This window comes from Pontibacter mangrovi (assembly GCF_006385705.1).
GTDB lineage: Bacteria > Bacteroidota > Bacteroidia > Cytophagales > Hymenobacteraceae > Pontibacter > Pontibacter mangrovi.
Map to the genome: position 1 here is coordinate 108641 of NZ_VFRQ01000008.1, position 22691 is coordinate 131331.

At 56.0% G+C, this 22691-nt stretch carries 15 protein-coding genes; 10 read left to right on the forward strand and 5 right to left on the reverse strand.

The features are described 5' to 3' along the window. Positions 1–10 precede the first annotated feature (10 nt). The 7 genes from FJM65_RS15365 to FJM65_RS15395 all read left to right on the forward strand — a co-directional run bounded on the left by FJM65_RS15365 (position 11) and on the right by FJM65_RS15395 (position 12408). A complete protein-coding gene (locus FJM65_RS15365) occupies positions 11–1369 on the forward strand; it encodes a TolC family protein (protein ID WP_239022977.1) in 1359 nt (452 codons plus the stop codon). A 30-nt stretch (positions 1370–1399) separates the two neighbouring features. Then, entirely contained in the window at positions 1400–2455 is a 1056-nt protein-coding gene (locus FJM65_RS15370) for an efflux RND transporter periplasmic adaptor subunit (protein ID WP_140622436.1), read from the forward strand. Positions 2456–2493: 38 nt separating this feature from the next. After that, positions 2494–5676 (forward strand): efflux RND transporter permease subunit, encoded by a 3183-nt coding sequence (locus FJM65_RS15375; protein WP_140622437.1) that lies wholly within the window; start codon positions 2494–2496, stop codon positions 5674–5676. Positions 5677–5816: 140 nt separating this feature from the next. Then, complete coding sequence (locus tag FJM65_RS15380; RefSeq protein ID WP_140622438.1) at positions 5817–6077, forward strand: acyl carrier protein; 261 nt, start codon at positions 5817–5819, stop codon at positions 6075–6077. 127 nt (positions 6078–6204) lie between these two features. Beyond that, positions 6205–6591, forward strand: coding sequence for a hypothetical protein (locus FJM65_RS15385; RefSeq protein ID WP_140622439.1), 387 nt, complete (start codon positions 6205–6207; stop codon positions 6589–6591). A gap of 294 nt (positions 6592–6885) precedes the next feature. Beyond that, entirely contained in the window at positions 6886–11253 is a 4368-nt protein-coding gene (locus FJM65_RS15390; protein WP_140622440.1) for a CusA/CzcA family heavy metal efflux RND transporter, read from the forward strand. 42 nt (positions 11254–11295) lie between these two features. Further along, entirely contained in the window at positions 11296–12408 is a 1113-nt protein-coding gene (locus FJM65_RS15395) for an efflux RND transporter periplasmic adaptor subunit (protein WP_219855996.1), read from the forward strand. A 59-nt stretch (positions 12409–12467) separates the two neighbouring features. Here FJM65_RS15395 and FJM65_RS15400 read toward each other — a convergent pair whose 3' ends face one another. The 3 genes from FJM65_RS15400 to FJM65_RS15410 all read right to left on the reverse strand — a co-directional run bounded on the left by FJM65_RS15400 (position 12468) and on the right by FJM65_RS15410 (position 15527). Continuing rightward, positions 12468–13211, reverse strand: coding sequence for a metallophosphoesterase family protein (locus FJM65_RS15400; RefSeq protein ID WP_140622442.1), 744 nt, complete (start codon positions 13209–13211; stop codon positions 12468–12470). 3 nt (positions 13212–13214) lie between these two features. Then, positions 13215–13970 (reverse strand): nucleotidyltransferase, encoded by a 756-nt coding sequence (locus FJM65_RS15405; RefSeq protein WP_140622443.1) that lies wholly within the window; start codon positions 13968–13970, stop codon positions 13215–13217. 231 nt (positions 13971–14201) lie between these two features. Next, on the reverse strand, positions 14202–15527 hold the full coding sequence (locus tag FJM65_RS15410) for a glycoside hydrolase family 2 TIM barrel-domain containing protein (RefSeq protein WP_239022978.1): 1326 nt from the start codon (positions 15525–15527) through the stop codon (positions 14202–14204). Between the two features lie 210 nt (positions 15528–15737). Between FJM65_RS15410 and FJM65_RS15415 the strand changes: the two genes are divergently transcribed. Next, positions 15738–17528 carry a glycosyltransferase family 2 protein gene (locus FJM65_RS15415; RefSeq protein ID WP_140622525.1) on the forward strand — a complete coding sequence of 597 codons (1791 nt, stop codon included), beginning with the start codon at positions 15738–15740 and terminating at the stop codon, positions 17526–17528. A gap of 78 nt (positions 17529–17606) precedes the next feature. Beyond that, entirely contained in the window at positions 17607–18557 is a 951-nt protein-coding gene (locus FJM65_RS15420; RefSeq protein WP_140622444.1) for a hypothetical protein, read from the forward strand. A gap of 313 nt (positions 18558–18870) precedes the next feature. Here the strand turns inward: FJM65_RS15420 and FJM65_RS15425 are convergent, their stop codons facing one another. Both FJM65_RS15425 and FJM65_RS15430 read right to left on the reverse strand, forming a co-directional pair. After that, positions 18871–19692: a glycoside hydrolase family 25 protein gene (locus FJM65_RS15425; protein ID WP_140622445.1), complete on the reverse strand. Its 822-nt coding sequence runs from the start codon at positions 19690–19692 to the stop codon at positions 18871–18873. 54 nt (positions 19693–19746) lie between these two features. Next, positions 19747–20862: an alanine racemase gene (locus tag FJM65_RS15430; RefSeq protein ID WP_181163743.1), complete on the reverse strand. Its 1116-nt coding sequence runs from the start codon at positions 20860–20862 to the stop codon at positions 19747–19749. A gap of 153 nt (positions 20863–21015) precedes the next feature. On the opposite strand from FJM65_RS15430, the gene hemN reads away from it, so the two are divergent. Next, positions 21016–22392 carry an oxygen-independent coproporphyrinogen III oxidase gene (hemN, locus tag FJM65_RS15435; protein WP_140622447.1) on the forward strand — a complete coding sequence of 459 codons (1377 nt, stop codon included), beginning with the start codon at positions 21016–21018 and terminating at the stop codon, positions 22390–22392. Positions 22393–22691 lie beyond the last annotated feature (299 nt).

Here is a 22691-nt window from a genome sequence, read left to right on the forward strand (position 1 = left end):
CACTATAACCGTGATCAAGAAATATTTTTTAGTTGGTATGATGGCTGTTTTCCTGAGGCCGGCCTTTGCCCAGGAGCCTGCCACTGGCACGCAGGAGCTGTCGCTGCAGCAAGCCATAGAGTATGCCCTGAGCAATAACCAGGACGTAAAGAAGGCAACCTACGATGAGGAGATCGGAACGCAGCAGATCCGCCAGGCCCGAAGCCAGGGCTTGCCACAGGTAAACGTTTCCGGTGGCCTGGACTATTACCCAGCTCTGCCTACCCAGCTTATGCCGCCTGAGTTTGGCGGCCTGGTGGGGAGACCCGGTGAGGCTTTGCCGGTAAAGTTTGGTAAGGACTACAACGCCAGCGCCAACGTCCGCCTAACACAGCTGCTCTACAACCAATCATACTTTGTGGGGCTAAAAGCTGCCAAAACCACACAGGACCTGTACCGCCTGCGCAAGGAGATGGCCAAAGAGGACCTGATCTACAACATCGGCACCGCATACTACCAGACCTTGCAGACAAAGGAGCAGTTCGAGACGATAGAGGCTAACCTGGAACGCCTGACGGAGTTGGCGCGCATCATGGAGCTTCAGTACAAAAACGACCTGGTGGCGAAAGTAGACGTAAACCGCATCAAGGTAAACAAAACCAACCTGGAGAACCAGCTGCAGTCGCTCACAACCGCTTACGAGCAGCAGAAGAACATCCTGAAGTTCTTTATGAACATGCCGCTGGATCAGGAGATAACATTAACCAGTGCGGAAGGGAGCCTGGATAATGTGGTGACAGAGGCCATTACCGTGGCGCAGGCCACAACCCAGAAAACGCAGTACCAGTTGCTGCAAACCCAGAAACAGCTGCAGGATTACAGCATCAAGAACACCCAGGCCGGCTACTACCCTACGCTTTCCGCTTATGGGCAGTATGGCTACAACACACAGCGCGACGAGCTTTTCGGCTCCGAGGTACCTTGGTTTAAAACCTCTGTCGTGGGCCTGCAACTTAATATCCCGATTTTCGACGGGTTCCGAAAGGATGCCCAGGTAAAGCAGGGGCAGCTGGAAATGCAGAAGATAGAGCAGGACATGTCGAAGCTGGAGGCGAACACAGCCGTTGAGCTGACCAATGCCCTGGCCCAGTTACAGAACAGCCAGCGCTCTATTGAGGTGCAGCAGCAGAATGTGGACCTGGCACAGGAGGTGTATAACACCACCAACGAGCGCTACAAAGAAGGCATCTCGCCTCTGACGGACCTGCTGGAGGCGGAGGTAAGCCTGCGCGAGGCTAAGACAAACCTGAACAACGAGAACTTAAAGTATAAAGTAGCCCAGCTTAACTACCTGAAAGCTAGAGGCGAGCTAGATAAATTGATTCAATAAAACAAGCAAAAGACCATACCACACAAAAACATGAAGAAGGTAATTTATATCATCGCTGTACTAGTAGCACTTGGTGCCATTGGCTTTACACTGATGAACAATAAGAAAGAGATGGCTGCCACCGCCGCCATTGCCGAGCGCAAGAGCGAAGCGATTCCGGTGGTGCTGACGGCACCAAAGATGGGTGCGGTAGACAAGTCTTTCACGGCGCAGGGTACTTTTGTGCCTGAGCAGGACTTAACCCTGCTCTCTGAAACGCAGGGGCAGGTAACGAAGCTCTATAAAGACAACGGCGACCGCGTGCGGGCCGGCGAAGCGCTGGCGCAGGTAGATGCCCAGCTGCTGCGTGCCGAGTTGGTGCGTGCCCAGGCAAACTATACCAAAAGCAAGCGCGACCTGGAGCGTTTCGAGAACCTGGCGGCCGGCGATGCCATCACCAAGCGGCAGCTGGAAGAGGCAAGGCTGGGATTTAGCAATGCCGAGGCAAACCTGATCACCGCGAAAAAGCGCCTGGCAGACGCCACCATCAAAGCGCCGATCTCCGGCAAGATCAACGAGAAGTTTATAGAGGTGGGCTCTTTCCTGAACCCCGGCACTAAGCTGTTCAACATCGTGAACGTGGACAACCTGAAGATGAACGTGAAGGTGTCGGAGGGCCAGGTACTGCTTATCCGTGAGGGTGAGAAAGTAAAGGTAGCTGCCGATGCCGGAAACGGAGAAGCGTTTGAAGGCACTGTAAAGGCTATCGCTGCCAAAGGCGACAACTCGCTGAACTACAACGTGGAGCTGCAGATAAGCAACACAGCCGGAAACCCGCTGAAGGCGGGCATGTATGGCACTGCCTTTTTTGAAGTAGCAGACCAGGGCGAGGCCCTGCTGCTGGAGCGCGAGGCGCTGGTGGGCAGCATTCAGCACCCGCAGGTATATGTCGTGAAGAACGGAAGCGCTTTCCTGAAAGACATTAAGGTAGGCAGCACCCACGGCAAAAAAGTAGAAGTAACCGGCGGCCTGGAAGAGGGCGAGCAGGTGGTGCAGTCCGGTCAGATCAACCTGAAGAACGGCACCAAGGTAACGGTGCTGAAATAAGCCCAAGCAGACTTCTTTAACCTAAGAAAACTGATTAAATGAATATCACGAAATTATCCATACAACGCTCAACGATCGTGGTGGTGATTTTCGCCATTCTCACGCTGTTGGGCCTGGCGAGCTACTTCTCGTTGAACTATGAGCTTCTTCCGAAGTTCTCCCCTCCCGTGCTCACCGTGTCTACCTTCTACCCCGGCGCTTCGCCTTCAGAGGTAGAGAACTCGGTGACAAAGGAGATAGAAGACGCCCTCTCCTCGCTGGAGAACGTGAAAGAGGTGAAAAGCACCTCGCAGGAGAGTTTCTCCGTGATCGTGATCCAGCTGAACCAGGGCACTGACGTTGACCTGAGCCTGCAGGATGCGCAGCGAAAGATCAATGCCATTCTTGGCCAGTTGCCCGAGGATGCAGACCCGCCTGCCATCAGCAAGTTCGACTTCAGCGACATGCCTATCATGCAGGTGGGTGCCACGGCGAACATGTCATCCACCGCGTTCTACGACCTGATCGAGAACAAAGTGAAGCCGGAGCTGTCGCGGGTGCCGGGCATGGCCCAGATTAAGATATTGGGTGGCCAGGAGCGCGAGATCAAGATTAACCTAAGCGCCGAGAAGCTGCAGGCCTATGGCTTGTCTATTCCGCAGGTGCAGCAGAAAATACAGTACTCTAACCTCGATTTCCCTACAGGCAAGGTAAAAGACCAGGCCGGGCAGACCACCATCCGACTGGCCGGAAAGTATGAATCGCTGGAGCAGCTGCGCAGCCTAGTGCTGAAAGAGACCGGCGATGGTAGCCTGGTGCGCCTGAGCGACGTGGCCGAAGTACAGGATGCGGAGAAAGACACCGAGGTGATTACCCGCGTGAACTCCGTTTCGTCTATCGGCCTCTCTATTCAGAAGCAGACAGACGCCAACGCCGTGGAGGTTAGCGAACTGACACGCCAGGCTTTAAGCACCCTGGAGCAGACGTATGCCGAAGAAGGGCTGAAGTTTACGGTAGCCAAAGACAGCTCTACGTTTACGCTGGAAGCCGCCGACGCCGTAATCCATGACCTGTTCCTGGCGATTGTGCTCGTAGCGGCCGTAATGCTGCTGTTCCTGCACTCGCTGCGCAACGCCATCATCGTGATGATCTCGATCCCGGCCTCGCTCATTGCCACCTTTATTGCCATGAACCTGCTGGGCTACTCGCTCAACCTGATGACGCTGCTGGGCCTCTCGCTGGTAGTGGGTATCCTGGTGGACGACGCCATTGTGGTGATTGAGAACATCTACCGCCACATGGAGATGGGCAAAAAGCCCGCGCAGGCTGCTTACGACGGTATCCGTGAGATTATGGCGACGGTTACTTCCATCACGCTTGTAATTGTGGTGGTATTCGTGCCGATTGCGCTGTCAACCGGGCTGGTGTCAGACATTCTGCGTCAGTTCTCGGTAGTGGTGGCCATCTCCACTATGCTGAGCTTGTTTGTGGCCTTTACGCTGATTCCGCTGCTGGCCAGCCGCTTCTCCAGACTGGAGCACCTCTCAGACAAGAACTTCTTCGGAAGGTTTATACTTGGTTTCGAGCGCTTTCTGGACCGCGTGATTGATGGCTTTACTGCCGCTTTGAAATGGGCCTTTAACCATAAGTTCCTGACCATGGTGGTAACGCTGGTGATGCTGGTGGCTTCTGTGGCCCTGGTGCCGGCAGGCTTTATCGGTAGCGAGTTTGTGAGCGCCGGCGACCGTGGTGAGTTTATTGTGCAGGTGGAGCTGCCTAAAAACGCCACCGTGGAGCAGACAAACTTTGCCGCCCGCCAGGTGGAGGGCTACCTGGAACAGTATCCGGAAGTAACCAACCTGTTCACGACCGTAGGTACCACGTCATCCGCACAGTCGGGCCAGAACACGGCTTACCTGGCCGAGGTGAACGTGAAGCTGGTAGATGCCACTGAGCGCCTCATGACAACCAATGCCTTCTCGCGCGAAGTGAAGATCGGGCTGGAAGAGACCATACCGGGCGTGAAGTTTACCATGGTGCCCGTAAGTATGGTAGGAGGCGGTAACCAGGCCCCTATCCAGGTAATCCTGTCCGGCTCTGACCTGGACTCGCTGATGACCTTCTCGGACAGGGTGTTGGCCGAGGTGGAGCAGGTGCAGGGCACGGCTGAGGTGAAGAAGTCTGTGGAAGACGGTAACCCGGAGATTGCCGTGCAGGTGGACCGCGACAAGATGGCGAGCCTGGGGCTGTCGCTGGAGCAGATTGGCATGGGCATGCAAACAGCCTTTAGCGGTAACACCGACGCGCAGTTCCGCGGACCGGAGAACGATTACGACATCAACATCCGGTTGGATGACTTTGACCGCCGCAACATCAACGACATCCGCAACCTGACCTTTATGAACAACAAAGGACAGCTGATTAAGCTGAGCCAGTTTGCAGCTGTAGAACAGTCTTCAGGCCCATCTAAGCTGGAAAGGCAGGACCGCGTGAGCTCGGTAAGTATAAACTCGCAGGTGATAGGCCGTCCGTCGGGCTCTGTGGGTGCCGATATTCAGGAGCGCCTCGCCAAGCTGGATACGCCTAAGGGCGTAACCGTGAGCTACGGCGGCGACCTGAAGAACCAGTCAGAAGGATTTGGTACGCTGGGGCTGGCCTTGCTGGCATCCATCATCTTTGTGTACCTGATCATGGTGGCCCTGTATGATAGCTATGTGTACCCGCTGGTGGTGCTGTTCTCTATACCGCTGGCTATTATTGGCGCTATGCTGGCGCTGGCCTTGTCTGCCTCTACGCTAAGCATTTTCTCCATACTTGGTATCATCATGCTGATCGGTCTGGTGGCCAAGAACGCCATTATGGTGGTAGACTTTACCAATAACCTCAAAGCCGAAGGCGTGGAGGTGAAGGAGGCCCTGACAGAGGCGGTGAGAATCCGATTCCGCCCGATTCTGATGACAACGCTGGCGATGGTGATAGGCATGCTCCCGATTGCCCTGGCCAGTGGCCCAGGTGCCGAGTGGAAGAACGGCTTGGCCTGGGCGCTGATCGGTGGCCTTAGCTCCTCCATGTTCCTGACGCTGATCGTGGTGCCGGTGATCTACTACCTGTTCGACCGCCTGCTGGCGAAGCTGGGCATGGACAAGAAAACGAAGATCGAGCTCGTTGACAAGTCGCTGGAGGAGTTGGAGCATGAAACAGCTATGCTGGAAGAAGAAAAGATGAAACACGCACATGCCTGATAATCTTTTGTGAAGAGAACCGTTTAGAGGCAGGATGGCAGGAGTCTTAGGCTGCTGCCATCCCTTTAGCCACACCGCTGCCTGGTACATTTGTTGCGGGCATCCAGCGGCACCCTATTTTCAACTTTACCCTTACTGCTATGCAGAACACAATCGTAAACACGCAATCTGTTCAACATGACGTGGTAAACATTATTACCCGCGTCACGAGAATAAACCCTAACCGGCTGCTGCAGGTACAGGACCTGTCAAAACTGGGCCTGGATCTGATAGATGTGGTAGATATTATCCTGCAGTTGGAAAAAACCTACCGCATCACGATACCGGATGATGTGCCGGTGTACAGGGTGGATGACTTAGTGAACTATGTTCATTCCCATACTTTAAAGCAGGCAGGCTAAGCCCTTGAACCTGTCCGCCGGAAGAGAGCCGTAGTGTTACAACTACGGCTCCTTTTTTATTGGAAAGGATTAAAAAATTTAACGCCTCATACTTTACTAAAATAATCTAAACGCGTATTTTTAATATGTGAAACAACCTGTGGCCATATTGCTCTTGTTGGTGTACCTTTTTACAGGCACAACGCTGCAACAGCTGCAGCGGGCGCCTGTGCTACTGGAGCATTACCAGGAGCATAAAGCCATGACACCGCATATCTCCATTGCCGGCTTCCTTAGCATGCACTACCTGAGTGGCGCTGTGAAAGACGCAGACTACGCCCGCGACATGCAATTGCCTTACAAATCGGCAGACCAGGTAAGCGCCCCCGGTCCGGTAGTTTTCATTCCGCCTGTTTTAACGGAGCTCACCCTGCGCGAGCCGCAGTTCTCCTTAGGCCCCTTCCCTATTCCTAACGACGTCGGAAACCCAGTGAAGGTCGCCGGCTCCATCTGGCAACCGCCCAAGCACTGCTAATATATCCTGAGCTAATCTTTTAAAGAGCCATACTTGCGTGTCCCCTTCAACCCCGAAGTGAGGCAGGCCTAGCGTGGCTTAGTATCTCATTTTATTCGTTAGCAGAATGAATCCGCAACCAATCAAGTTGCTGCAGACGCCGTGTGTGCAGCACAGTTTACCATGCCGTAGGGGCAGTGTGCCACGTCTTCAGGGGCAATGGCTAAATGCTGCACCTGCCGCACAGATCAATCCCGGCGCTATCGTAAACCTTATATCAGAGTGTATCACTCCTGTCATGGAAGGAGGTGTGCCATGCTAGATAGAATCATTGCCTTTTCTATACATAACAAGCTCATCATCGGCCTGCTTGTTCTTGTACTTATTGGCGTTGGCGCCTATAACCTTTCTCGCCTTCCCATCGATGCCGTACCTGACATCACCAACAACCAGGTGCAGGTTATCACGGTGGCCCCCGCGCTGGGAGCCCCGGATGTGGAGCGCCTCATCACCTTCCCGGTCGAACAGGCCAACAGCAACATCCCCGGCATGGTGGAGATCCGCAGCTTTTCCCGCTTTGGCCTGTCGCTGGTTACCATTGTTTTTGAGGACGGGGTGGATGTATACTGGGCCCGGCAACAGGTAAGCGAGCGGCTGCAGGCCGTGCAGTCGCAGATACCGGCGGGCGTGGGCACCCCTGAGCTTGGCCCCGTTACCACAGGCCTCGGAGAGATTTACCAGTATGTGGTGCGGCCGGCAAAAGGGTACGAACACAAGTATGATGCGATGGAACTGCGCACCATTCAGGACTGGATTGTGCGGCGGCAGTTGCTGGGCGTGCAGGGCGTGGCGGATGTCAGCAGTTTTGGCGGCTACCTGAAACAGTATGAGATAGCGGTTGACCCGGCCAGGCTGAAATCGCATGGGCTTTCCATTACAGACGTGTTTAGGGCGCTGGAGAATAACAACCAGAACACCGGCGGCTCTTACATCGAGAAAGGGCCGGCGGTGCTTTTTATCCGCAGCGAGGGCCTGCTGGGCAGCCTGGACGATATCCGCAGCATTGCCATCGACCAAACACCCGAAGGCACTCCGCTTTACCTGCGCGACGTGGCCGAGGTGCGCTTTGGCGCCGCCACCCGCTACGGAGCCATGGGCTATAACGACGAAGGAGAGGTGGCCGGTGCCGTGGTGATGATGCTGAAAGGCGCCAACAGTAACAAAGTGATCCAGGACGTAAAGGAGCGCATCGCGGAAATACAGAAGTCGCTGCCCGAGGGAGTGGTGCTGGAGCCTTTCCTGGACCGTACCAAGATGGTAAACAACGCCATCCATACCGTAGAGAAAAACCTGGCGGAGGGGGCCCTGATCGTGGTGTTTGTGCTGGTGCTTTTCCTGGGCAACTTGCGGGCGGGCCTGCTGGTGGCCTCCGTTATTCCGTTGGCCATGCTTTTTGCCGTCAGTATGATGAACGCCTTTGGCGTGAGCGGCAACCTGATGAGCCTGGGCGCTCTTGATTTTGGCCTGATCGTGGATGGCGCCGTGATTATTGTGGAGGCGGTGCTGCACAGCCTCTCCCACACCAAAGCTTTCCAGAAAGTCACGCGCCTCGACCAACAGGATATGAACCGGGAGGTGCGCCACTCAGCCAGCCGCATGATGAACAGTGCCGTATTTGGGCAGATCGTCATCCTGATCGTGTACCTGCCCCTGCTCACGCTGCAGGGCATTGAGGGCAAGATGTTCCGGCCAATGGCGCAGACCGTGGTGTTTGCGCTGATAGGCGCCTTCATACTCTCGCTGACCTACGTACCCATGATGAGCTCGCTTGTCCTCAGCAGGAAAACCAAGCATAAGCCCGGCTTCTCCGATAAAATGATGGCAGGCCTGGAGGCCTTCTACAGCAAGTGGCTGGACAGGGTACTGCACTATCCCAGAATGGTAGTGGCAGGCGCCGTGTCGCTTTTTGCCGTGGCGCTGGTGGTGATGCTCTCGTTGGGCGGGGAATTTATACCCTCGCTGGAGGAAGGCGACTTTGCCGTAGACACGCGCGTGCTGACGGGCAGCAACCTGCAAACCACGTTTAAGGCCACGCAGCAGGCGGCGGGCATCCTGCTCGACCGTTTTCCGGAGGTAAACAAAGTCGTGACGAAGATCGGGAGCGGCGAAATCCCCACCGACCCCATGCCCCTGGAAGCCAGCGACATGATGGTGATCCTCAAAGACAAAAAAGAGTGGACCTCCGCCTCCTCTTTTAACGAACTAGCCGAAAAAATGGGAAAAGCGCTGGAAGATGTGCCCGGCATCACTGCTGGTTTTCAGTACCCGGTGCAGATGCGCTTTAATGAGCTGATGACCGGCGCCCGCCAGGACGTGGTGTGCAAGATATTCGGCGAGAACCTGGATACCCTCGCACATTACGCGCACCGCCTGGGCGAGGTGGTGAACACCGTAGACGGGGCACAAGACCTGTATGTAGAGACGATCACCGGCATGCCGCAGATCGTGATTGACTATGACCACGCCGCCATTGCCCGCTACGGCACCAACATCAGTGAGATAAACCAGGTGGTGAACGCGTCTTTTGCCGGCATGAGCAGCGGCCTTGTGTTTGAAGGTGAGCGGCGCTTTGAGCTGGTGGTACGGCTGCAGGGCGACTTGCGCCAGGACCTGCGCGATGTGCAGAACCTGCTGATCCCGACGCCGCAGGGAACCCAGGTGCCGCTGTACCTGCTGGCCGACGTGCGCCTGCAGGAGGGCCCTTACCAAATACAGCGCGAGGATGCCAAGCGCCGGGTGGTGGTGGGCTTTAACGTGCGCGGGCGCGATGTGCAGAGCATTGTTGAAGAGCTGCAGCAGAAGGTGGGCCAGCGTATCACGCTGCCGCCGGGCTACTATATTACCTATGGCGGCGCTTTCGAGAACCTGGAGGCGGCCAAGAAGCGCCTGAGCGTGGCCGTGCCTATTTCGCTGGCGCTTATCTTCCTGATGCTATACTTTGCCTTCCGCTCTGTGCGGCATGGCCTGTTGATTTACTCTGCCATTCCGTTGTCGGCCATTGGCGGGATATTTGCCCTGGCGCTACGCGGCATGCCCTTCAGTATTTCGGCGGGCGTGGGCTTTATCGCTCTTTTTGGCGTAGCCGTGCTGAACGGTATCGTGATGGTGGCGGAGTTTAACAGCAAAAGGAAGGAAGGCTGGCAGGATGTGCGGGAGATTGTGCTGCACGGTGCCCGCACACGCCTGCGGCCCGTGCTGATGACGGCCTCTGTGGCCTCGCTGGGTTTTCTGCCGATGGCGCTGAGCCAGGGAGCCGGTGCCGAGGTGCAGCGCCCGCTGGCCACCGTGGTTATCGGCGGTCTGCTGGTGGCTACCTTCCTCACCCTGTTCGTGCTGCCTTCGCTTTATACTTTGTTCGATAAGCAAGAGCCCCTGAAAGCCGATTTTGCCAAACCGGCGGCCAAAGTAACGGTCATGCTACTGTTGCTTCTCTGCACGCTGCCGGCACGAGCGCAGCAAGCCATCTCGCTCGAAGAGGCGCTGCAGAAGGCCGAGAAACAGAACCTGCCCCTGCAGAATGCGCAGTTGCAGGCCGACTACCTGCAGCAGCTGCAAGGCACCGCCTGGGATTTGCCCCAGACCACCGTGGCAGCGGAGTACGGACAGTTCAACAGCGCCAAAAATGATACCCGCCTCAGTGTTTCCCAGAGTATGAAATTCCCGACTGTTTACGCGCGCAGCAGGCAGCTGCTGCGGCGGCAGTGGCAAAGCGGGATGCAGCAGGCGGCACTCTCCTCTTACGAGCTGCGCCAGCAGGTGAGGGAAGTATACTTTGCCATGCGCTATGTACAGCAGAAACAAGAGCTGCTGCAGCGTACCGACAGCCTGTTCGCCGACTTCCTACGCAACGCCGAGCTACGGTTTAAGGTGGGCGAAAGCAATGTGCTGGAGAAGAACACAGCCGTGGCGCAGCGCGGGCAGGCGCAGCAACAGCTTAAGCAGCTGCAGCAGGAGTACGTGGCGCTACAGCAACAATTCAGGCTTCTGCTGCAAACCGATACGGTATACGTGCCGGAACGGGGCGAACTCAAAATGCCAGCCCCTGCCCTGCCCGACTCCGCGGAGCTAACTGCTCACCCATACCTGCGGTTGCTGGAGCAGCAGCGGCAGGCTTCAGAGCGCCAAACCCAGTTAGAGAAGGCCATGCTGCTGCCAGAGCTGCAGTTCCGGTACAGCAACCAAAGTATAATCGGCCTGCAAAGTGCCAGCGGTGCCGAAATATACTACGATGCCGCCGACCGCTTCTCCTCGGTAGAAGTAGGGGTTGGCATTCCCTTGTTTTTCGGGGCGCAGAAGTCGCGGATAAGTGCGGCGCGGGTGCAGGAGAAGATCAGCAGCAACAACTATAAAAAAGGGCAGCAGCAGCTGGAGGCTCAGTTGACCCAGGCGCTGCAACAGTATACCTTGTCGCGGGAGGCGGTCGCATACTTTGAGACAGCCGTGCTGCCCAATGCCCAGTCTATACTTGAAACGGCGGAGCTGCAGTTCCGGAACGGCGAGATTAACTACCTGGAGTGGGTGCTGCTCACCAACCAGGCCATCAGCCTCCAAAGCAACTACCTCGACGCCGTTCGCCTCTACAACCAGCAAGTCATCATACTTAACACCCTTAGCGGAAAATAACCCAGCCACATGAAAAAGCTCATAAAATCACTATCTATACCCATGCTATTCCTCCTGGCAGCCTGCAGCTCTAAACAGCCCGCCGAGGCCGTGGAAACCACGGCAGCCAGCACAGCTACGGTACAACTCACGGAGACCCAGCTTCAAAACGCTGGCGTAGAGACCGGCAAACTACAACAGCGCCCGGTGTCAGCGGTTTTGCAGGTAAACGGTAAGCTCGATGTGCCTCCCCAGGGACTGATCTCAGTAAGTGTGCCGCTGGGAGGCTACCTGAAAAAATCAACGCTACTGCCGGGCATGGAGGTTAAAAAAGGGCAGGTGCTGGCAGTTATGGAGGACCAGCAGTACATACAGCTGCAACAGGACTACCTGACTGCCAAAACCAAACTGGCGTTCCTGGAGCAGGAGCACAAGCGCCAGCAGGAGCTGAACCAGAGCAAGGCCTCCAGCGACAAAGTATACCAGCAAACCAAGGCCGACTACCAGAGCCAGCGGGTGCTGGTGAAGGCCCTCGCCGAAAAACTACGGCTACTGGGGCTTAACCCCGATCGCCTGAGCGAGAGCAGCCTGTCGCGCAGCATACAGCTGTATTCCCCTATACACGGTTTTGTGTCCAGGGTGTTTGTAAACCCGGGTAAGTACGTGGTGCCGTCTGATGTGCTGTTTGAGCTGATAGACCCCTCTGACATCCACGTGAACCTGCAGGTGTTTGAGAAGGATGTAGATAAGCTGCACATCGGGCAAAAGGTGCTGGCCCGAAGCGCCAGCAACCCTTCCAAAGTATACCCATCCGAGATTATCTACATCAGCCGCGACATAGCCCCCGACCGCACGGTGGAGGTGCACTGCCACCTGCAGCAACAGGACAAGACGCTGGTGCCGGGCACCTTTGTGAACGCCGAGATTGAGGTACAGCGGCAGGACGCCCTGGTGCTGCCGGAGGAGGCCATCGTGCAGTTCGAGAACAAGGACTTTATGTTTGCCTCCAAAGGCGGCGGCCTGTTCGAGATGGTGGAGGCGCCCACAGGCATCACCGAGCATGGCTACACCGAACTAAACCTGCCCCCTGGCTCTAACCTGCGCGAACAAGCCTACGCTACCAAAGGCGCCTACGCCCTGCTGATGAAACTCAAGAACACATCGGAAGAGGAGTAGCCAAAAACGAGTCGCGCCACCCGGTATCAGGTGGCGCGACTCGTTTATACTTCACTCTTTTATACTTCAAAAATATAATAAGGCGGGTCAAACCCCTCTTTCATTAGGATGGGCTTGGACACGTTAAAGACTTTGACGCCTTTTGAGGTCTCGCCCTCCAGCGTGCCGATGTGCGCATGGCCATGGAAAGCCGCCACCACGCCGCGCCGGTTTATAGGCTCAGCCAGCCGCGAGGAACCCAGGAAAGGAAAAATCTGCTCCGGCTCCCCCTCCACAGTGGCCCTGATGGGTGCATAGTGAAGCACCGCTATCTTCTTAATATCCACGTTGTCGCTCTCCAGCCGCGATAGCGCCCCATCCAGCTTCAGGGCCTCATCTACGGCCTCCTGCACAAAGCTCTTGATCATCGGCTCCCCAAACATGCCGAGCATGCCTTTGTCAAAGCCTCCCCCAAAGCCTTTCACGCCGGCAAATCCCACATCGCCGATCACCACGCTGTCGCCATCCAGCATGTGCACGTTCTGTTTCAGCAATACCTTCCGGATCGATTTCTGGTTGTCGCGCTCATAGTCGTGGTTGCCCAGCACCGCCACTACCGGTATGCTGCAGGCCTTCAGCTCATCGGCCAGTATTTCCGCCTCCGCGGTGCGGCCCGTGTCGGTCAGGTCGCCGCACAGCAACAGCACCTCCGCCTCCTCCGATACTTTGGTGAAAAACTCCTCCCATTTGCCACGGTCCGTCTCCCGCACATGTATGTCCCCTACTGCCGCAATTCTGGTTTTCTTTTCTTTTTTGTTCGCCATAGGTTAAACAGATCTGATGGTAACTACTTTAAAGTCCCAATCGGTGATGTCGATTTTATACTGTGTCTGGTCGATGAGCGGCCCCCGGCAGATCTTCTCTTTTGGTGCCGGCATGTCCAGCTCCGCCTCGGCCCGCTGAAACAGCTCATCAAAAAGCCACTTCGGTATGATGTCGCGCTCCGATGGGTACACGAACTGGAAGGACAGGAACTGGGCCAGCAACAGCTGCCAATGCGTGTCCATGTGCTGCCAGAGCCATTTCCAGTCCAGGTGCTCGCCGTAGCGCAGGATGATGTGGTTGATGTCGGCGCCGTCGTAGCGCTCGCGGTTCTGCACGTACAGCTTAGACCAGATCAGGGTTTCTGCGGGAATCACCTTTACCTTTACGCCCAGCAGCTCGCTGGGGGTAGAGCGCTCAAACCAGCTGTCGTCCACGGCGCAGTGGTTGCCGGGGTTGTTAAAGATGATGTCCATGAAGTGCTCTCCTTTGATGGCCTTGGCCAGCCAGCGCACATCCGTCAGCTCGGTGTCGAACCCGTTCTCTTTGAACGCCTTTAGAAGCGCGGGGGTATCGCTGGCTTTGCAAAATACGTCCAGGTCCTTGGTGTCGCGCATAATATCGGTGTAGAGGCGCAGGGCAAACCCTCCTCCCACCATAAAATCTATGTTACTGTCGGCCATCACGCCCAGCGCCTCACGGTAAAAATCGTGCGCCGCCTGGCGGTGCAGGCCTTCCTGTAATTCTATTACTTTAGCCATATTGTTTTCAGTTATTAATCAGCGGGCAGCTGCCCTAAAGCCACTGCCATGGGGTAGGTCCTGCTTTGGAAGCAGCCGTTTCCGCCATCTGTCTCCAAAGCAGCGTAGGATTATTGTACTATCGTGGGCAGCGCTTTGTTACCTGCTTTTCTATAAATCATACTTTAACATGAGCTAAAGCTTTCAGGCAGGTGGCAGCCGCCAACAAAAATTGCACTATACCAACTATAACTATTTCAAAGGCTTGCTAGTGACGTAGAAGGGGACGTTGGCGGTGGCCAGGTTGTTTTGCCCGTCGCGCAGGTAAACGTAAAGCCGGTAAGCGCCCTCCTGGCGGGGCGTTTGCAACCATACTTTGGTGTGCTGCTGCCTAGCAAGCGCCTGCGGCAGCGGGGCCGGCTTTACCTGTTTGTCGGCATTGCCGTCTTTCTGCTCCGCCTCGGGCAGCACCTCCCAGGTTACCCGCAGCGAGTCCTGATCGGGGTCAAAGGCAAAGGCTTGCCCTTCAAAGGTCTGGCCAGGCTTCAGGTAGATCTGCTCAAAGGCAAACTTGTCATCCAACTTCAGGTAGGCAATGTAGGGGGCTTGGTTCAGCGAGGTGGTATCGCCCCACAGCGCGCGCATTTCCTGCACCAGCCCTGTCTCCTCCCCGTTCTCGTTTATCAGGCTGAACCAGGTGGGGGTAGTTTCCTGCTTATTGCCCCACAAAAACACATAGGAGCCGAGGCAGTGGCTGGTATCGGCCAACACCGACTGCTCGTAGCGCTCCCGTGCAAACTCGGCCTTTTCAGAACTGGTTTGCTCGATGGGGGCCATCCACCAGGTATAATACGATTCCCAATAACCGCGCGCGCCAAACTCCGAGATGACGTAAGGGCCTTTCCAGTCGGTTTTACTTAGCTCTTCGGGCAGGTTGTGCATGGCTCCAAAGGAGTTGATGGAAAGCACGTCGAGGGCAGGGCAGCGGTCCGCGATCAGGTTCACCACCTTCTCCGGCACGTTCATCACCGTAGTTGTGGTAGGGTGGTCGGGGTCCACTTCATGGATCATTTCTGCAATGCCGTTCACCGCGTCCCATACTTTCACGTTAGAGCCTTCGGCATATAGCTCATTGCCGATGCCCCACATCAGCAAGGCCGGATGATCTTTATACTTTAGCACCACCTGCCGCAGTTCCTCGCGCTGCTGCGCCACCAGGTCTTTGTCGTAGTAGTTAAAGCCTTCGCGCTCGCGGGCCATCCATAGGCCCAGTGTTACGGTAAGTCCGTGCGCCTGCGCCGAGTCCAGCACCTGTTGGGCGTTTTCGGTGTGCCACACCCGCACCGAGTTGCCTCCGTACCTGCTTAGCCGACCGAAGTACTCATACCCGGCCGCGCCCTTTATAAAGTATGGCTCTCCGTGGCGCATCAGCACAAATCGGTTTCCCTTCTGCACCACCTCCACCTCTCGCCCAAGCGGTTTATACTTCTGGTTTTGGTCGGGGCTGGTGCTGCACGAAAAAAAAACAAGGCATGCAACACAATAAAGTATAATTTTCTGCAGAGGCTTCTGAAGCAAAGGGTGAAGCATAGGTTCAAGGGATATTTTAGGTAAAAGGTCGCGGTTAAGGGGTTTACGCATAACATTTTGCCTTGTTTCAAGTATACAGGTACGTTTGGCACTTAGCATATGCCACCGTTTACTAAAGCTAAAATCTTATTTCCGCAACTCTTTTTCTACCGGAGAACAAGCGTTTACTCTCTGTTTACCCTTTAGCTTATACTTTTGATGCGACATTTTTTTACGTCTCCCTCCCCTATTTCCGGCCCTACTACAGACCAGTCGCCGCTCCGGCGCGATGTGCAGACCGTGCGCTTTATGATCTGGATGGGACTGATTACGATGGGGCTTTTTCTGTATTGGTTTATAGACGAAGACCATATTGGGTATGAGCCACTGTACTGGCTCCTGACCACGGCCCTGGGTTTTAAGCTGCTGCGCACGCTGCACGAGTGGTATCACTATTATGCCGTGAGCGTTCCGGAGAGGCCGGAGCTGCGCACTAACTTCACCGTGGACATCCTGACGACCTACTGCCCCGGCGAGCCCCGCAGCATGATCATCAACACCTTAGAGGCCATCCAGAAAATAAACTACCCGCACACTGCCTACCTCTGCGACGAGGGCGATGACCCTGTGTTGAAGGCGGAGTGCGAGCGGCTGGGCGTGGTGCACGTTACCCGCACCGAGAAGATCAACGCCAAGGCCGGCAACATCAACAATGCGCTTAAGCAGGCCACCGGCGATATTTGCCTTATACTTGATCCCGACCATGTGCCGGTGCCGGAGTTCCTGGATGAGGTGCTGCCATACTTCGAGGACCCGGAGGTGGGCTTTGTGCAGGTGGTGCAGGGCTACTATAACCAGAAGGAAAGCCTGATAGCCTATGGCGCGGCCGAGCAGACCTACAGCTTTTACGGCCCCATGATGATGGGCATGAACAGCTACGGCACGGTACAGGCCATTGGCGCCAACTGCACCTTCCGCCGCAAGGCACTGGACAGCATTGGCGGCCACGCGGCCGGGCTGGCCGAGGATATGCACACGGCCATGCAGCTGCACGCCAAAGGCTGGACATCGAAGTATGTGCCCAAGATGCTGAGCCGGGGCCTGGTGCCGGGCACGCTGGCGGCATACTACAAGCAACAGATAAAGTGGGCGCGCGGCACCTTCGAGCTGCTCTTTATGGTATACCCTAAGTTGTTCCGCCACTTCACGCTGCGCCAGAAGATCCATTACTTCACGCTGCCGCTCTACTACCTGTTCGGCGTCTTCAACCTGATCGATTTCCTGATTCCGGTGCTGGCGCTGGTGCTGGTGGAGTTCCCGTGGTATGTGTCGCTGGGCGAGTTCGTGGTGATGTTTATGCCTTTCTTCTGCATCTCCATCTGCATCCGGCATTTTGCGCAGCGCTGGTACCACGAGAAAAACGAGAAAGGCTTTCACCTGTTCGGGGGCATTTTGCGCACCGGCACCTGGTGGGTTTTTCTGCTGGGCCTGGTTTATGCCATACTTCGCATTAAAGTGCCCTACATCCCAACGCCCAAAGACGACAAACCCAAAAACAACCTGCTGCTCAGCCTGCCCAACATCCTCATGATCCTGTTGGGTTTCGGCGCAATTGCCTACACCCAGTTGGAGTATGGCCACCTGTACAACAACCCTTACGTGCAGATGATGGCGCTTTTTGCCCTGACGAATGTGGCCATACTTGGCAGTATTGTGGTGATTGGGCAGGAACGTTTTATGGAGTGGGTGCGCCATTATCTGCTGCACGCCGCGTTGCTGCAGCCGCTCCTGATGCCGCTGCGCTATGCCGTGTGGCGCACCCGCCACGGCTTCTACGACGGCATCCGGCAGGTGGCGGTGGTGATGGTGCTGCTGGCCACGTGCGTATCCGTGTGCTTTATACTTAGCAAGGACAACCTGTTTGGTTTCTCGCAAGATACAGAGGTGCAGGCTGAACCGGCTCCCGTTGTGCTACAGCACCCCGCTAATTACCAGCGGCCCAAGCCTTAACCGGTTTAGCTCAACCCCTGCCGCTGCTATCCGTTAACAAGAGAGAATTAATCGCTTTTTAACCTAAACCTGAAAGCTATGAACAGAGAAGACAATTGGAACAACCCAAGTCACGAATTTCATACCCATCGCTCTGAGCGTTACCGGCACCCGGAACAGGGAAGCGGCTACCGTTTTGACGACTACGGCGCATCGGCCCGCGGCGGCTACGGAAACGAAAGCCACACCGGCACCTGGGGCAACCAGGGCAATGAGATGGGCGGCTCGCGCAACACGTCTAACCAAGGTATGTACGGCACCTACAGCTCCTCCCGCAACTATGGCAACATGGGCAGCTACGGCGGCGCACAGGGCTACGGCGACAGCAGAGGCGGCCAGCACCCTTCCGACCGCGAGCACGAGTTCTACAGCGGCAGAGGCAACAGAGGCCAGCGCAGCTACGGCTATCAAAGCGATTACGACAGCCACGGCTCCACCTTCAGAAACGATACCGACCGCGACCTGTACGGCAGTCAGACTTCCAGAAGGTTCCAGGGCACCAGCCAAGGCCGCTACGACTTTAACCGCGACAACTATAACCAGGGCAGCGGCAGCTTCCGCGGCTCAGACAGCAACCGTAACAGAGGCTACAGTGGCCGCTCAGACGATGGCGGCAGCTCCTACAACTACGGCTCCTCAGAAGGTAACTACATGGGCAGCGGCTACAACCGAACCTCCCCGAGCGACTACGACACCGGCAACTACGGCTCCATGGGCAGCTACAGCAGAGGCAACAATAGCTCTAGCTACAACGACCCCTATGACATGCGCTCAAACATGGGCAGCTTCTCGGGTAGCCGCGGACAGTCTTACCCCAACGAGACCTACGCCCGCGACACAGACAACACGCGCATACAGCACCGCGACAGCGACTACGACTATGACCCGGACCACAGCTTCAACGAGCGCAGGAGAGGCAGCTACATGGGCAGCCACAACCGTAGCCGCACCTGGGACAGAAGCCACGACAGAGATTTTGACAGGTACTAACTTGGCCTGAAAGTATAAAAGCGCAGCCGCTAGGTTGCGCTTTTTTTATGGCGTTTTGGCTGAGCCTAAATTTGAAGTGTCTGTGGCAGCAGCCTTCGGCTTATACTTTAATTAAATCACTTGTGCGCATGAACCATCTTTTACTACTTGCCAGCCTTTTTGACCCACCCCTAACCCCTCCAGGGAGGGGAATTTGTCCCAAGATTCTGAAATCTTGGGCGCACACGGCTCAAAAGATAGAGGTAGTATACTTTGGCAGCTTCGATACAAAGTATAAACTCCAAGTTTTTCTAGCTGCGCATTCTTTGTAGCCTTATGGAATACAGACGCTTTTTAAGTCGCGCATGCTGCCGTAGAACACGTTGCAGTCCACGGAGGTGTTTATACCTTTGATGGAGCCGTTGTCGGTGTGCTGCCAGAAGGTAAGCTTGCGGGTATTGCTTTTCTCGATGCTGAGCTTGGGCACCTCGTAATGCGCTATCCAGAGCGGGTAGCTGTCGAAGTGGCCCTGCAGGTAGTCTTTGTAAAAGTGATAGCCCGTATAGATGATCGGCCGGGTGCCGTAGGCGTTCTCCACGTAATCCAGCCATACTTTGAGGTCTTTGCGGAGCTGCGCCGCTGGTTTGCGCCCGCGCACCTCCACATCCAGCACCGGCGGCAAATCGCCGCTTTGCAGCTGTACGGCAGCGGTAAAATGGCGTGCCTGTTCCGTGGGATCCAGGTAAGGCAGGTAGAAATGATAAGCTCCCCGGATGATGCCCACCTCAGCGGCACCGGCCCAGTTCTCCTCAAACTTCTTATCCTTCAGCGACACACCCTCGGTGGCTTTCACAAAGGCAAAGGTAATTTCGCTCTCCCGCACCTTTGGCCACGCTATCTCCTTCTGATAATGGCTCACATCCACCCCATATACCGTGTGCCCCATGGGCCACACAGGCTTCGGCTTCACTACAAAATACTCCACGTACAGCACCAGCAGGGCAATGCCCAGCAACGCGGCCACACCAATCCAGAAGCGCTTGGGCACGCCGCCAGGCTTCTGCTTTTTGCGCGGCTGCCTAGGCTTGGCTACCCGTTTGGCGGGCGGCTTGGCAACAGGCGCTTTCTTGAGGGGTGGTTTGGTAGTGGTGGCCATGGTTTCTTCTCCTGCAAAAGTATAAAGCCGCGGCGTATTTTACGCACCAAATAGTTAAGAAACAAGCTGCTGTGGCAAGCCCGTCAGGTGCTCCAGCACCTCTCCCTCCGTCGTCAGGTAGCCTTGCATTAAGTTGGCCGTGAGGCAGGAGTGAACCGGCAGCACGCCCATCAGGTCGCCGATGTTATACTTGCTGAATTGCTCCGGTGTGGCTTTTACCACCCCATGCTCCTGCGACAACGACACCACCTGTATCCCCTCTAGCGGCTCCGACCAGCCATCTTCTGTCAGCGTCACCACGCGCCCGTAGCTCGTGGAGGCATCCTCTTGCAGCAGCACCTCTTTCGAAAAATGCACGCTGCCGCCGTAAAGTATAATTTCGCCCCGGTCGGGATGCTTGGCTACCACCGGGCAGGCCATGCACACGGCAATGTCCTCAAAGGTGCAGGAGCCGATGCGTTGCTGCATGAGGTCGTAAAACACGAAATTTCCCGGCCTGATCTCGTCCACGCCCTGCAGCGCCTCAATGATGCTGCAGGAGGGCGTATCGCCAATAGAAAGCTGCAGGTTAGGGTGCTTGGCCTTGTAGCGGTTGCGCAGCTGGCGCAGTTGGTATACAGAGGTGTTGAAGATCGTCTGGATGGCGTCTGCGTCGGTTTGCTTGTAGGTATGGCCGTCGTGTACCACAAAACCGGCAAACTGCAATTTTTCCTGCTCCCGGATCAGTTGCACAATGGCGTCTACTTCGGCATAATTAGTAGCCAGTATGCCTGTGCGGCGATAGCCGGTGTCTATTTTAAGCGAGAGCTGCACCGGGTGCCGCAGGCCTTTGGCCAGTGCTGTAACGGTATCCTGGTTTACGGCCACCAGGTGCAGGTTTATGCGCGAGGCGAGTTCGTTTATACTTTCCATCTCCAGCACGTTGGCCGGGAAGGCGATCATGATATCGGTCCAGCCGTGGTCGGCAAAGTAGCGGGCCATGCGCACCGATGATACCGTGATCGCCTCCACACCGTAGGCACGAAACCACTCCCCCACCTGCGCCGACTGGTGCGTTTTGAAATGCGGGCGCAGCCGCACGCCGTTTTGCTTTGCTTTGGCAGCCATGCGGCTGATGTTTTGCAAAGCCTTCTGTTTATCCAGAAGTAAGGTAGGTCTTGTAATCTTCATAGGTATAAATCAGGAAAAGTGGCAAATCCTGTGAATTTAGGCATATTCCGGCAAAGAATCATCTTTCTGCACCCTTTAAGGTGACAAATGTCATTTCGTGGAGAGGCCCTGCTGCGGACCTTTGCAGTGTAATAATTGAAGAGGAGAAACAAGATGCAAGAGCTGCTTAAAACCACACCTGCCGAACTGCTGGCTAAGTATGATGTGCCGTCGCCGCGCTACACCAGCTACCCCACTGTGCCTTACTGGGACGAGAAGCCGCTGACGCAGGAACAGTGGCTGCGCCACGTGCGCCAGGCCTTTCGGAAGACGAACAGCACTGAAGGCATCAGTCTTTACCTGCACCTGCCGTTCTGCGAGAAGCTGTGCACCTACTGCGGCTGCAACAAGCGCATCACCACCAACCACGCCGTGGAAGAGCCCTACCTGGCCGCCATCATAAAGGAGTGGGAACTATACCTGGCGGAGTTTGATGAGAAACCGCGCATCACAGAGCTGCACCTGGGCGGCGGCACGCCTACGTTCTTCAGCGCCCAAAACCTGAAAACACTGCTGGAAACCCTGCTGAAAGACGCAGAGATCACACCGGATGCCGCCTTTAGCATTGAGGTGCACCCGAACGCCACCAACGCCGAGCAGCTGCAGGTGCTCTACAACCTGGGCTTCAGGAGGCTGAGCGTGGGTGTGCAGGATTTCGATCCGCGCGTGCAGCTGGCCATTAACCGCATCCAGACGTTTGAGCGCACCAAACAGACATTTGATGACGCCCGCGCCATTGGCTATACTTCTATCAACGCTGATATCATCTACGGGCTGCCTTTTCAGGATGCCGACTGTGTGCGCCACACAGTAGAGCGCGTAAAAGAGCTGCGCCCCGAGCGCATTGCCTTCTACAGCTATGCCCACGTGCCCTGGAAGAGCAAGGCCCAGCGCCGCTACTCTGAAAAAGACCTGCCGGAGCCAGCCGAAAAGCGCGGCCTGTATGAACTGGGGCGCACCATGCTGGAAGAAGCGGGCTACGTCGAGATCGGCCTGGACCACTTTGCCCTGCCGGAGGATGAGCTGTACGTAGCCGCCCAAAACGGAAACCTGCACCGCAATTTTATGGGCTACACGCCGCGCCACACCGAGCTGCTGATCGGCCTTGGCTGCTCCAGCATCTCCGACACCGGCACGGCCTTTATGCAGAACATAAAAGAAGTGGAGCCCTATGAGGCCGCCATTGCGTCTAGTGTGCTGCCACTGCTGAAGGGACACGAGCTGACCGAGGAAGACCTCATCGTCCGGAAGCATATCCTGAACCTAATGTGCCGCCTGAGCACCAGCTGGACCGAGGAAGAGCTGCCCTACTTTGTGGACGCCCTGATCAGGCTGCAGCCGCTGGAAGAGGACGGACTGCTGGAGTATACCAACCACGACATCCAGGTGCTGGAGGCTGGCAGGCCGTTCCTGCGCAACATCGCCATGTGCTTTGATGCAAGACTGTGGCAAGACAAGCCCACCACGCCGGTGTTCAGCAAATCGGTATAAGAGTTTTTTGTGATTATATGTATATGGGGAATCAGAGGCGCAAGCAATTGTGCCTCTTTTTCTTTCGTGGCTCTTAACTGGCGCCGGCATCCAGCCGGTGACGCCAGGTGGGTAGCGAGTCTCCAGACTCGCTTTAAAGTATGGTAGATAGTATGGCGCAAGCGTCCGCTTGTGCCTTGTCAGCCACCGCGCCTAACCACCCCTGCCCCTCTCCCGAAACAAGTCCATTGCTGCTCCAAGTTTTCAACTGGCGAAAGTATAAAACGCCTCCCCCAAGCTGAAAGCTCGCGGTAGAGGGG